The 12,155-nt window shown below is 67.8% G+C and carries 13 protein-coding genes; 9 read left to right on the top strand and 4 right to left on the bottom strand.

Annotation, left to right across the window (positions count from 1 at the left end; genetic code table 11):
* Window positions 1–80 precede the first annotated feature (80 nt).
* The 3 genes from C1A30_RS16030 to C1A30_RS16020 are packed head-to-tail and all read left to right on the top strand — an operon-like array spanning window position 81 to window position 2,217.
* Complete coding sequence (locus C1A30_RS16030) at window positions 81–1,262, top strand: MFS transporter (RefSeq protein ID WP_200828280.1); 1,182 nt, start codon at window positions 81–83, stop codon at window positions 1,260–1,262.
* Window positions 1,263–1,289: 27 nt separating this feature from the next.
* Window positions 1,290–1,796: a pyridoxamine 5'-phosphate oxidase family protein gene (locus C1A30_RS16025; protein ID WP_235009932.1), complete on the top strand. Its 507-nt coding sequence runs from the start codon at window positions 1,290–1,292 to the stop codon at window positions 1,794–1,796.
* Window positions 1,786–2,217 carry a hypothetical protein gene (locus tag C1A30_RS16020; protein WP_101949205.1) on the top strand — a complete coding sequence of 144 codons (432 nt, stop codon included), beginning with the start codon at window positions 1,786–1,788 and terminating at the stop codon, window positions 2,215–2,217. The genes C1A30_RS16025 and C1A30_RS16020 overlap by 11 nt, the downstream gene beginning before the upstream one ends.
* Before the next feature lie 300 nt (window positions 2,218–2,517).
* Here C1A30_RS16020 and C1A30_RS35625 read toward each other — a convergent pair whose 3' ends face one another.
* From C1A30_RS35625 to serA, 4 genes are all read right to left on the bottom strand, one after another.
* Window positions 2,518–2,661 (bottom strand): hypothetical protein, encoded by a 144-nt coding sequence (locus C1A30_RS35625; protein ID WP_160112757.1) that lies wholly within the window; start codon window positions 2,659–2,661, stop codon window positions 2,518–2,520.
* 17 nt (window positions 2,662–2,678) lie between these two features.
* The gene (locus tag C1A30_RS16015) at window positions 2,679–3,227 is read right to left on the bottom strand and encodes a hypothetical protein (RefSeq protein WP_235010082.1); all 549 of its coding nucleotides are present in this window, start codon (window positions 3,225–3,227) and stop codon (window positions 2,679–2,681) included.
* Between the two features lie 68 nt (window positions 3,228–3,295).
* Window positions 3,296–4,306 carry a 3-isopropylmalate dehydrogenase gene (locus C1A30_RS16010; RefSeq protein ID WP_101949203.1) on the bottom strand — a complete coding sequence of 337 codons (1,011 nt, stop codon included), beginning with the start codon at window positions 4,304–4,306 and terminating at the stop codon, window positions 3,296–3,298.
* Window positions 4,306–5,889 carry a phosphoglycerate dehydrogenase gene (gene serA, locus C1A30_RS16005; protein ID WP_101950246.1) on the bottom strand — a complete coding sequence of 528 codons (1,584 nt, stop codon included), beginning with the start codon at window positions 5,887–5,889 and terminating at the stop codon, window positions 4,306–4,308. The genes C1A30_RS16010 and serA overlap by 1 nt, the downstream gene beginning before the upstream one ends.
* Window positions 5,890–5,921: 32 nt before the next feature.
* Between serA and C1A30_RS16000 the strand changes: the two genes are divergently transcribed.
* From C1A30_RS16000 to C1A30_RS15975, 6 genes are all read left to right on the top strand, one after another.
* Entirely contained in the window at window positions 5,922–7,352 is a 1,431-nt protein-coding gene (locus C1A30_RS16000; protein WP_200828279.1) for an NAD(P)/FAD-dependent oxidoreductase, read from the top strand.
* Window positions 7,349–7,825, top strand: a complete 477-nt coding sequence (locus C1A30_RS15995) for a phosphoribosyltransferase (RefSeq protein WP_101949201.1) — start codon at window positions 7,349–7,351, stop codon at window positions 7,823–7,825. Before C1A30_RS16000 ends, C1A30_RS15995 begins: the two co-directional genes overlap by 4 nt.
* Complete coding sequence (gene wrbA, locus C1A30_RS15990; RefSeq protein WP_101949200.1) at window positions 7,822–8,421, top strand: NAD(P)H:quinone oxidoreductase; 600 nt, start codon at window positions 7,822–7,824, stop codon at window positions 8,419–8,421. Before C1A30_RS15995 ends, wrbA begins: the two co-directional genes overlap by 4 nt.
* 208 nt (window positions 8,422–8,629) lie before the next feature.
* Complete coding sequence (locus C1A30_RS15985) at window positions 8,630–9,694, top strand: polyprenyl synthetase family protein (RefSeq protein WP_235010080.1); 1,065 nt, start codon at window positions 8,630–8,632, stop codon at window positions 9,692–9,694.
* Window positions 9,694–11,202: a phytoene desaturase family protein gene (gene crtI, locus C1A30_RS15980; RefSeq protein ID WP_101950244.1), complete on the top strand. Its 1,509-nt coding sequence runs from the start codon at window positions 9,694–9,696 to the stop codon at window positions 11,200–11,202. Before C1A30_RS15985 ends, crtI begins: the two co-directional genes overlap by 1 nt.
* A complete protein-coding gene (locus C1A30_RS15975) occupies window positions 11,199–12,155 on the top strand; it encodes a phytoene/squalene synthase family protein (protein WP_101949199.1) in 957 nt (318 codons plus the stop codon). The genes crtI and C1A30_RS15975 overlap by 4 nt, the downstream gene beginning before the upstream one ends.

Raw genomic sequence — 12,155 nt, 5'->3', positions numbered from 1 at the left:
GCGACGCCCCCGTCCTGTCCGACGTCTCACCATTTGGAATACAAATTCAGCATCCTGAGACGTTGTGCGACGATGTCCGGGTGTCCACCGAGACGATCAGCTCCGTGCGCCGCTGGTCGATGTTGGTCATCGCACTCAGCGCGACACTGTGCGCCAACGTTTTCATCAACGGCGCGGCGTTCCTCATTCCCACCTTGCACACCGAACGCGGCCTCGATCTGGCCAAAGCCGGCCTGCTGTCCTCGATGCCCAGCTTCGGCATGGTGCTCACGCTGATCGCGTGGGGCTACATCGTCGACCGGGTGGGTGAACGCATCGTGTTGGCGGTGGGTTCGGCGCTGACCGCGGCCGCAGCGTTCGCGGCGGCGTCGGTGCACTCACTCGTCGCAGTCGGCGCGTTCCTGTTGCTCGGCGGTATGGCGGCGGCCAGCAGCAATTCGGCCAGCGGCCGGTTGGTCGTCGGATGGTTTCCGCCGCAACAACGCGGCCTCGTGATGGGCATTCGGCAGACCGCGCAGCCGCTGGGAGTCGGGCTGGGCGCGTTGGTGATTCCGCGGCTGGCGGAGAGCCACAGCGTGTCGGTGGCGCTGCTCTTTCCGGCCGTGGTCTGTGCGGTGTCGGCGGTGGTGTGCGCGATCGCCGTGCTCGACCCGCCGCGGCCGCCACGACACGAGGCCGACGAAGCCGACCTGGCCAACCCCTACCGCGGATCGTCGGTGTTGTGGCGCATCCACGCGGTGTCGTGCTTGCTGGTGGCACCGCAGGTGTTGGTGTGGACGTTCACGCTGGTGTGGCTGATGAGTGACCGCGGTTGGTCGGCCGCGTCGGCGGGTGCGATGGTGACCGCCGCCCAATTACTGGGCGCCGCTGGGCGAATCGCGGCGGGCCGCTGGTCGGACATGGTGGGCTCGCGCCTGCGTCCGATACGCACCATCGCGGTCGGCGCTGCGGCCTCGATGGGACTGCTGGCGCTGACCGACTGGCTCAACTCACCCATCAGCGTCGCGGTGATGATGATCGCCTCGGTGATCACCGTGTCCGACAACGGGTTAGCGTTCACGGCCATCGCCGAGATCGCGGGACCGTTCTGGAGCGGCCGCGCGCTGGGCACCCAGAACACCAGCCAGTTGTTCACTGCTGGAGTGGCGCCGCCGTTGTTCGGCGCGCTGATCACCGCCGCCGGCTACCCCGTCGCGTTTGCCGTCTGCGCGTTGTTCCCGCTCGTCGCATTGCCGCTCGTTCCTGTCGATAACGACCATTGAGCAACTTCACGGGGTTACGCTCCGCACGTGGCCACGTCACCGATGGACGTCATCAACAAGTACTTCACGTGCGAATTCACCACGTTCTCGCGTGACGGTTCGCCGGTCACCTGGCCGGTGACTCCGATATTGCTCGACGACGGCCGCTTTCTGCTGACGACCAGCATCGGACTGCCACAGAAGGCGTTCAACATCCGGCGCAACCCGAAGGTCAGCATGTTGTTTTCCGAGCCGACCGGAAGTGGTGTCACCGCGCCCGCGGCGGTGCTGATCCAAGGTGACGCCACCGCCGAAGACCGCATCGTCACCGATATCTCAGAGCACGAGGACTTCGTGCGCCTCGCCGAAACCTTGGTCGCCCGGCAGCCCTCGGGGGCGCTGTGGAGCACGTGGCTGGGCAAGCGGATGTGGTGGTCGTATTACATGCGCATCCTGATCTACGTGACGCCACGTCGGGGATGGTTCTGGCCCACCCGTGATTTCGCGAGCGCTCCGCAGGACCTCGACCTCAGTGGGGTGCGCCATGTGGGCTGAGGCCGCGAAATGGTTGGCCAAATTCGCCGAGACCGTGGTGACGGGTGTCGACGAGGACGGGTACGCGGTCAGCGTCCGCGCCGCAACGTCCGGCTACGACACCGCGACCGGCGCGCTGCCGGTGCACTTTCCGCCGGAGCTACGCGTCGTCGAGGGACCCGCCAACCTGTTGTGCCACAGCCACGACGACAAGATGTGGAACCTGAAAATGGTCCAGGTCAAAGGCCGCCTCGAGCGCCGGAACGACGACTGGGTTTTCCAGAGTACGAAATTCGATGCCCCAGCGAAATTGACGTTCGTCCAATTCCTCAGAAGCAACAGCGCGTCCGCCCAGAAGTATCTCGACAAGCGCGGACTCACCCGGCCGACCGTCAATTGGCCTGCAATCAAAGAGATTCAACGCCGCGTGAAGGCTCGCTGAACGTCTCCTGCGAGTTGACTGCCAATACGTATTTCGTCGCTTCGGGCATAAGGGAATTCAAATCAGCGTTCTAGGCTGCTGGTTGGATTCGTTGTGCCGCAAGGCTATTTGACGCATATGTAAGGAGACGATCGGTATGGGCAGGCCTGTTCCAGCATTTTTCGCCATCGGGGTGGCCACCGCGGGACTCAGCATCGCACTGGCAGGCCCCGCTGCCGCCGCGCCGTCGGCGTCCGCAAACACCCACGCCTCGACGCAACACATCGTCCGCAACTCGGCGAAGGCGACGCCGAACGGTGGCTACAGCAAGCGTTCTTCGGCGGCGAGCACGTCCAGGTCGGTGTCACACAAGTCGGCAACCTCCTCGTCGCGGACCGGTACCGCGTCGACCACCGAAGGGTCGACACCCACGTCGAAGGCGTTCGTGTCGGGCTCCGATGACACCGCATCCGGTGGTGGCGTCAAGCATCACTGGGGCACACATCACCGGCACTGGCACTTCTAGACCGCCGCGGAAGAATCAGCACGGCCGCCACCAGGAAACACAAGGCACCGACGAACGTGCCGGTGTTGGCGAGCAGCGCGTCCTCGGTGATGCCCGACGTCGTGACGAACGCACCCAGCGCGGACACGCCGAACGCGACGCAGCCGATCATGTTGATCCACTCGGCCTGCCAGTCACGGTTTTTCAACTCGAAGAGCCCGACGACGGCGGTCACCGCGACGACGCCGAGCGCGCCGCTCACCAGGAACGCCAACGAGCCGACGAAATCGGGCGCCCACACCAGGCGTCGCTCCGGCTTGACCGCGTGAGCCCACAGCGCGGCGCCGGTGCTGACGTTGAACAAGATCGTGCCCGCGAATTGCGTAGCCGCAGAGAGCCAGCCGATCCGCAGCACAGGACCGGCCAACACCAACTGCATCCAGCCCGCGGTGGTGAAGAACCAGGAGCCGATGAAACACAACAGGTTGGCCAACCCGGCACCTGCGACCGCGGACACCCCCGGCATCGTCGCGATCGCGAACAACGTCGACCCGATCGCGAACAACCAGCACTGCCGAGACAGCGTCGCCACGTCTAGAGGCTGGCCGCGATCCGCTCGCCGATCTGTGCGGTGGTCAGCTTTTCGTCGCCCCGGGTGGCGAGATGCTGCTCGACGGCCTTGTCCACCCTGGCCGCGGCGTCGTGTTCACCGACGTGGGACAGCAACAGCGCCACCGACATGATCGCCGCGGTCGGATCGGCGATGCCCTGACCCGCGATGTCCGGCGCGCTGCCGTGCACCGGTTCGAACATCGACGGATTGGTCCGGGTGGCATCGATGTTGCCGCTCGCGGCGAGCCCGATGCCGCCACACACGGCGGCCGCCAGGTCGGTGATGATGTCGCCGAACAGGTTGTCGCTGACGATGACGTCGAACCGGCCGGGATCGGTCACCAGATGGATGGTGGCGGCATCCACGTGTTGGTAGGCGATTTCCACGTCGGGGTATTCGGCGGCGATCTCCTGCACGGTCCGCCACCACAACGCGCCCGCGTAGGTCAGCACGTTGTTCTTGTGCACCAGGGTCAGATGCTTGCGGCGCTGCTGCGCGCGGCGGAACGCGTCGTGCACCACGCGCTGGACGCCGAACGCGGTGTTGACGCTGACCTCGGTGGCGATCTCGTGTGGCGTGCCGACCCGGATCGCGCCGCCGTTGCCGGTGTACGGACCCTCGGTGCCCTCCCTTACGACGACGAAGTCGATGTCGGGGTTGCCGGCCAGCGGGCTCTCGACGCCCGGGTACAACCGCGACGGACGCAGGTTGACATGGTGGTCGAGTTCGAACCGGATGCGCAGCAGCAGGCCACGTTCCAGCACACCGCTGGGCACCGACGGGTCGCCGATGGCGCCGAGCAGGATCGCGTCGTGCCCGCGGAGTTCGCCGATCACCGAATCGGGCAGCACCTCGCCGGTGGCGTGATAGCGCCGCGCGCCGAGGTCGTAGTTCGTCTTCTCGACGCCGGGCACCACCGCGTCGAGCACCTTGAGCGCCTCGCCGATGACCTCGGGGCCGATGCCGTCGCCGGCAATGATCGCCAGTTTCATTACAGGTCCACCACTTCCAGGAGTTTGGCGCCGACGGCATCTTTGATCGCGGCGCGAACGTCGGCGGGTACGTCACGGTCGACACGCAGCAGGATGGTTGCGCCGGGCCCTTCGGCGTCCTCGCTGAGCTGAGCCGCGTGAATGTTGATGTCGGCGCCGCCGAGCAGGGTGCCGATCTTGCCGAGCGTGCCGGGCTGATCGACGTAGTTCACGATCAGGTAAACGCCCTCAGCGCGCAGATCGAAGTTGCGGCCGTTGATCTGGACGATCTTCTCGACCTGCTGCGGCCCCGACAGCGTGCCCGCGACGTTGGCCGTCGAGCCGTCGGCGTACACCGCCCGCACATCGACGACGCTGCGGTGGTTGGGACTCTCGGTGGCCGTGCTGATCTCGGCCTGCACACCGCGTTCGGCGGCCAACGCGGGCGCGTTGACGAACGTCACCGGGTCCTCGATGACGGCCGAGAACAGTCCCCGCAGCGCCGAAAGTCGCAGCACCTCAACCTCTTCCGAGGCCAACTCGCCGCGCACCTGAACTGAGAGCGACACGGGCAGCTCACTGGACAGCACACCGACGAGCACGCCGAGTTTGCGGACCAGATCGAGCCACGGCGCGACCTCTTCACCGACAACGCCGCCGCCGACGTTGACCGCGTCGGGAACGAACTCACCGGCAAGTGCCAGCCGCACGCTCTCGGCGACGTCGGTGCCCGCCCGGTCCTGCGCCTCGGCGGTCGATGCGCCCAGGTGCGGCGTGACGACGACTTGGCGCAGTTCGAACAACGGGCTGTCGGTGGTCGGCTCGGTCGCGAACACGTCGATGCCCGCAGCCCGGACCTGTCCGGACCGGACGGCGTCGGCCAGCGCCTCCTCGTCGACCAATCCCCCGCGCGCGGCGTTGACGATGATCACCCCTGGCTTGGTCTTGGCCAGCGCCTCCTTGCCGATCAGCCCGGCGGTCTCCGGGGTCTTCGGCAGGTGCACCGAGATGAAGTCGGCCCGCGCCAGCAACTCGTCGAGCGTCAGCAGTTCGATGCCCAACTGCGCGGCGCGCGCCGCCGAGACATACGGGTCGTACGCGACGACGTGGGTGCCGAACGCCGCGAGGCGCTGCGCCACCAGTTGGCCGATGCGGCCCAGTCCCACGACGCCGACCGTCTTGCCGTAGATCTCGGTGCCGGAGAACTTCGACCGCTTCCAGGTGCGCTCGCGCAGCGACGCGTCGGCAGCGGGGATCTCCCGCGCGGCGGCCAGCATCAGCGCCAGAGCGTGCTCGGCGGCGCTGTGGATGTTGGACGTCGGCGCGTTGACCACCAGCACACCGCGGGCGGTGGCCGCGTCGACGTCGACGTTGTCCAGTCCGACGCCCGCGCGGGCGACGATCTTCAGCTTGGGGGCGGCGGCCAGCACCTCGGCGTCGACGGTGGTCGCCGAGCGGACCAGCAGCGCGTCGGCGTCCGGCACCGCCGCCAGCAGCTTGGGTCGGTCCGGTCCGTCGACCCAGCGGACCTCTACCTGGTCACCGAGCGCGGCGACCGTCGATTCAGCCAGTTTGTCGGCAATCAGCACAACGGGAAGACTCACGTTCACACAGCGTAGTGGGCTTAGATACGAGGGTGGACGTCACCGTCGTCGGCAGTGGACCCAACGGCCTGGCGGCCGCCGTCATCTGCGCCAGGGCGGGGCTGTCGGTGCAGGTGTTCGAGGCCCAACCCACGCTCGGAGGCGGGGCGCGCACGCTACCCGACCGGGAGTTCGCCGGCGTCGCGCACGACATCTGTTCTGCGGTGCATCCGCTGGCGCTGGCCTCACCGTTTCTCGCCGAGTTCGACCTGCCCGGCCGCGGGGTGACCCTCCAGGTGCCACCAGTGGCGTATGCGAACCCGCTTGTCGGCCAGCCCTCGGCTGTGGGCTATCACGACCTGGACCGCACCTGCGCGGAATTGTCCAACGGCGCATCGTGGCGGCGACTGCTCGGCCCGCTCGTCGAGCGTGACGACGCCGTTCTCGCGCTGCTGCTCGGCGACAAACGGTCGATCCCGACCGATCCGATCGCCGCTGTCCAGGTGGCCCGGCGGCTACTCGAGCAGGGCACGCCCGCCTGGCGGGCACTGGCCGGTGCCGACGCTCAGGCGCTGTTCACCGGCGTTGCGGCACATACCGTTTCGCGGATGCCGTCGCTGGTGTCGGCAGGCGCCGGGCTGATGCTGGCCACGCTGGCGCACACGGTCGGCTGGCCGATACCCGTCGGCGGCAGCCAGGCGATTCCCGACGCACTGATTGCGGACCTGAAGGCCCACGGCGGCACACTGACGTCTGGCCGGGAGATCACCGAACCCCCCTCGGGCGTCGTACTTTTCGACACCGCACCCACTGCGCTGCTGTCGATCTACGCAGACCGGCTACCCGCCCGCTACGCAAAGGCGCTGCGACGCTACCGGTTCGGGCCGGGAGTCGCGAAGGTCGATTTCGTGCTGTCCGGCGAAATCCCGTGGTCCGACCCAAGACTGGCCGAGGCGCCGACGCTGCATATGGGCGGTACTCGCGAGCAGATGGCGCACGCCGAACGGGAAGTCGCCGCGGGCCGCCAGCCGGAATGGCCGATGGTGCTTGCGGCGTTGCCGCACCTCGCCGACCCCGGCCGCATCGACGCCGAAGGCAGACGCCCACTATGGACGTACGCGCACGTGCCTTCGGGTTCCACGATCGACCAGAGTGAAACCGTCACAAGAATTTTCGAGCGGTTCGCGCCCGGTTTCCGGGACGTCGTGGTGGCGGTCCGGTCGGTACCCGCAGCGCGACTGGCCGACCACAACGCCAACCTCGTCGGCGGTGATATCGGCGTCGGCGGCAACACGTTGTTCCACGCGCTGGCCGGTCCGACACCGCGGCTCAACCCGTGGAGCACACCGATCCCCAAGGTGTATTTGTGCTCATCGGCCACACCGCCCGGCGGCGGAGTGCACGGGATGGCCGGTTACTACGCGGCGCGCACCGTGCTGCGCCGCGAGTTCGGTATCAAAACGCTGCCAAGGCTGTCACCGTGACGCCTCGGGAGGTGCTGTCGTGGCAGCAATTCGGCACGGCGACAAGACAATTGGCAGCCGACGTCGCCGCTGACGGATTCGACCCCGATCTGATTCTCGCGATCGCGCGCGGCGGCCTGTTCGTGGCGGGCGCGTTGGGCTACGCGCTGGAAGTCAAGAACGTCCACCTCACCAACGTCGAGTTCTACACCGGCGAGAACGAGCGACTGCCGATGCCCGTGATGTTGCCGCCCGTACCCAGTTCCGTCGACATCGGCGGGGCGCGGGTGCTGGTCGCCGACGATGTCGCCGACACCGGCGAGACGTTGCGGTTGGTGCGCGACTTCTGCGCCGCACACGTCGCCGAAGCCCGGTGCGCTGTGGTGTACCAGAAGCCGCATTCGACAGTTGACTGTGAATACGTCTGGCGTCGCACCGATCGGTGGATCGACTTCCCCTGGTCCGCCCCGAACCTGCCTAGGGTGGTGTCGTGACAAAACTCGCCGTGATCTACTACTCCGCCACTGGGCATGGCACCACGATGGCGCAACGCGTCGCGGCGGCCGCCGAGGCCGCAGGCGCCGAGGTGCGCATCCGACCGGTCGCCGAAACGCGTGATCCCGCGTCATTTGCCGACAATCCCGCGTGGACGGCGAACTACGAGGCCACCAAGGACCTCCCGCACGCAACTGGCGACGACGTCGTCTGGGCCGACGCGGTGATCTTCGGATCGCCGACGCGGTTCGGTTCGGTGGCATCGCAATTGCGCGACTTCCTCGACTCGCTCGGCGGCCTGTGGTCGCAGGGCGAGCTCGCGGACAAGGTGTACGCCGCGTTCACGTCGACCAACACCGCGCACGGCGGGCAGGAGACCACGCTGCTCACGCTCTACATCACGCTGATGCACTTCGGCGGCATCATCGTGCCGCCCGGCTACACCGATGCGGTGAAGTTCGTCGACGGCAACCCCTATGGCGTCAGCCTCACCGCGGGCCACGACAACATCAGCGCATTCGACGAGGCCACCACCGACGCGCTCGATCACCTGGCGAAACGCGTCGTCACGGTCGCCCAGCGCCTCGCGCGCTAACAGCCACCCGACACCTCACTTTTTCGATGCACAACCGATGCATCGATGCGGTGAAAAGTGGGTATAGCACCCACAGCCCGATTGGTTCGCCGCAAGGCGGGTAGATCAACCGCGGGGTGTCGAAGGAGGCTCGTTGGGCGGCAATGATGGTTCCGCGCGGGGTGAGGTGCTCGACTTTGCACCGACCGCACCGCGACAAGAAGCCCATATAGGAAGTACCGCCGCGGACTGGCGCAACCGACTGCGTGCCGACGTGTTGGCCTCAGTCGCGGATTTCGTCGCCACCCGGTGCGCCACCGACCTCGGCCAGGCGGGTATCGACGTGGCCGTTGACGTGCTGGCTGAGTTCGTCGGCGGGGGCAAGTGCCTGCGCTCGACGTTCGCCTACCTCGGCTGGCTGTGCGGCGCCGCAGACGACGAAACCGCGTTGCAGGCGGCCGCGAGCTTCGAGTTGTTGCACGCGTTCGCCTTGTTGCAGGACGACGTGATGGACGGTTCCACCATGCGTCGCGGCCGACCGGCCGCCCACGTCGCGTTCGCACAGTGGCACCAGCAGCGCGGGTTACCGGGCTCCCCGGCGCGTTTCGGCGAATCGGCGGCCGTGCTACTCGGCGATCTGTGCCTGGTCTGGGCGGAGCAGATGCTCCGGGAGAGCGGACTCGGTCAGGACGCACTGGCGCGGGTGTGGCCGCACTACGACGCGATGCGCACCGAGCTCGCGGTCGGCCAGTTCGCCGACCTCACCAATCACAGCAGCGCCTTTCCGACGCTCGCGCACGTGCTCGACGTCGCGCGCCGCAAATCGGGCAACTACACCGTTCGGCGTCCGCTGGAGATCGGCGCGGTGCTGTCCGGCTGCGGATCGGCCGTCGTGACGCTGCTCGGCCACTACGGCGAAGCAGTCGGCGAGGCATTTCAGCTGCGCGACGACGTGTTGGGCGTGTTCGGCGTGTCGACGGTCACCGGCAAGCCGGCAGGCGGAGACCTCACCGAACAGAAGGCCACCAGCGTCGTGGTCGCCGCCCATCATCTCGCCGACGCAACCACCCGCCGCCAACTCTGCGAACTGATGAGCGCCGACGCGCTCGACGAGAACGACGTGCGGCGGTGGCGGTCGCTGATCGCGTCGTCCGGCGCGCTGGAATGGGTTGAGCAGCAGATCGATTCGCGTATCGACCGGGCGCTGGACTGGATCGACACCCGGCAGATCGACGTGGCGGTGCGGGCTGCGCTCGCCGATATGGCCGCCGCGTGCGCCGAGCGGGCAGCCTGATGCGCACCGTCGGGGGCAGTACCGATCGGGTGGTGGTGGTTGGAGCCGGGTTGTCCGGCTTGTCGGCCGCGCTGCACCTCGCGGGCCGCGGACGCGCCGTCACGATCGTCGAACGGCACCCCTATCCGGGTGGCAGGGTCGGCCGTCTCGACATCGACGGCTACCGCCTCGACACCGGCCCCACCGTGCTGACGATGCCGGACATCATCGACGACACCTTCGCCGCGGTCGGCGAGTCCACGTCGGAGCGGCTTGCGCTGATGCCCGTCGAGCCCGCGTACCGGGCGTCGTTCGCCGACGGCAGCGCGTTGAACGTGCACGCCGACCGCGACGCCATGGCCGCGGAGATCGAACGCTTCGCGGGCAGACAGCAGGCGGAAGGCTATCTGCGGCTGCGGTCGTGGCTGGCCCGGTTGTACCGGACCGAGTTCGACGGGTTCATCGGGGCCAACTTCGATTCACCGTTGTCGTTGCTCACCCCGCAGCTGGCCAGGCTGGCGGCCATCGGCGGGTTCAGGCGCTGGGACCGGATGGTGCGACGGTTCATCAGCGACGAACGTCTGCTGCGCGTGTTCACGTTCCAGGCGCTCTACGCCGGTGTACCGCCGCAGCGGGCGCTGGCGGTGTACGCCGTGATCGCGTACATGGACACCGTCTCCGGCGTGTACTTCCCGCGGGGCGGCGTGCGAGCGCTTCCCGATGCGCTGGCCGCCGCGGCGTCCGATGCGGGGGTCGACATCCGCTACGGCGCAACGGTTTCGGCCCTGGAGCACAGCCAGGGCCGGGTCAGTGCGGTGTGCACCGATACCGGCGAGCGGATATCCGCCGATGCGGTCGTGCTGACCACCGAACTGCCCCAGACATATCGCATGCTGGGGCGGGTGCCGCGGCGCGTGCTGCCGCTGCGGCCCGCGCCTTCGGCGGTCGTCGCGCACGTCGGCTGTCGCGCCACCGGCGCCGAGATCGGGCACCACACGATCGTTTTCGGCGACGCATGGCAGCAGACGTTCCGCGACATCATCGACGACGGACGGGTGATGGGTGATCCGTCGTTGTTGGTCACCAGGCCCACCGCGGGCGACCCCAGCCTCGCGCCGGCGGGCCGCGACCTGCTTTACATCCTGGCGCCGGCGCCCAATACCGCTGTCGGAACAGTTGATTGGGGTGTGACCGGCGCGGCGTACGCGCAGCAGATCGTCGACGTCGCCGCCCGCAGGCTGCCGCAGTTGGGCGTCGATGCCGAACTGCTGCATGTCGTCGACCCGGCAGGGTGGGCGCGGCAAGGCATGGCGGGCGGCACCCCGTTCGCGCTGGCGCACACGTTCGGCCAGACCGGGCCGTTCCGGCCCGCCAACACCATCCGTGGCATCGACAACGTGGTGCTCGCGGGTTCTTCGACGGTGCCCGGTGTCGGGGTGCCGACAGCTCTCATCTCCGGGCGGCTGGCTGCCGACCGAATCACCGGCGTCGTCAGCGGCCGCCGGCCAGCACAGGTGGTAGGAAAATGATCAGTTCCGAACTCGATGCCGCGGGAGTCCGCGATCCGGCACTGCGGGACGCCTATCGGCGCTGTCGCACCCTCAACGCCGAGCACGGTCGCACGTTCTTCCTCGCGACGAGATTGCTTGCGCCGCACCAACGTCCGGCGGTGCACGCACTGTACGGATTCGCCAGGCGGGCCGACGACATCCTCGACGATCTCGACCCGTCGGTGCCCGTCGCCGAGCGGGCGGCTCGGCTGGAGCAGCTCACCACCCAGCTGTTCAATCGGCTGGTGCAGGACGACACCACCGACGGCGACCCCGCGCTCGCCGCAGTCGTACACACCGCCCACAGATATGACATACCGTGGGGGCTGTTCGACGATTTCCTCGCCTCGATGCGGATGGATCTGACGGTGACCGACTACCCCGACCGCGACGCGTTGAACCGGTACATGTACGGCTCGGCGGAGGTGATCGGACTGCAGATGCTTCCGGTTCTCGGCACCGTGTGCCCGCGCGAGGAAGCCGCACCGTACGCCGCGGCGCTCGGCAAGGCGTTCCAGCTGACCAACTTCCTGCGCGATGTCGACGAAGACCTGGTGCGCGGGCGCGTCTACCTCCCAGCCGACGAACTGGCCGCGCATCAGGTCGACCGCGACGTGTTGATGTGGTGCCACTGGAATCAACGCACCGACAAGCGGGTCCGGGTGGCGCTGGCCGAGCAGCACGCCGAGACACGACGCATCTACGACGTCGCGAAGAAGGGCATACCGCTGCTCGCCCGTCGCTCGCGGCCCTGCATCGCGGCGGCGTTGACGCTGTACTCCGAGATCCTCGACCGCATCGAGGAACTCGACTTCGCCGTCTTCAACCATCGGGCCAGCGTGGGCACCGGCAGGCGAATCCAAGTGGCCGCCAACGGGTTGGCCAAGGCGTGGACGGCTGGGCTGCGGACTCCAAGGGCGGCAGGGTTGTAG

The sequence above is a fragment of the Mycobacterium sp. 3519A genome (assembly GCF_900240945.1).
Lineage (GTDB): Bacteria > Actinomycetota > Actinomycetes > Mycobacteriales > Mycobacteriaceae > Mycobacterium.
Note: the sequence above shows the minus strand (reverse complement) of the source record. Positions and strands in the feature narration are given on the sequence as shown.

What these genes read in the sequence shown, in the direction of transcription:
- C1A30_RS15975 (WP_101949199.1), top strand. Translation starts at nt 11,199, where the DNA reads ATGATCAGTTCCGAACTCGATGCCGCGGGAGTCCGCGATCCGGCACTG.
- C1A30_RS16015 (WP_235010082.1), bottom strand. Translation starts at nt 3,227, where the DNA reads ATGCCGGGGGTGTCCGCGGTCGCAGGTGCCGGGTTGGCCAACCTGTTG.
- C1A30_RS16010 (WP_101949203.1), bottom strand. Translation starts at nt 4,306, where the DNA reads ATGAAACTGGCGATCATTGCCGGCGACGGCATCGGCCCCGAGGTCATC.
- crtI (WP_101950244.1), top strand. Translation starts at nt 9,694, where the DNA reads ATGCGCACCGTCGGGGGCAGTACCGATCGGGTGGTGGTGGTTGGAGCC.
- C1A30_RS16020 (WP_101949205.1), top strand. Translation starts at nt 1,786, where the DNA reads ATGTGGGCTGAGGCCGCGAAATGGTTGGCCAAATTCGCCGAGACCGTG.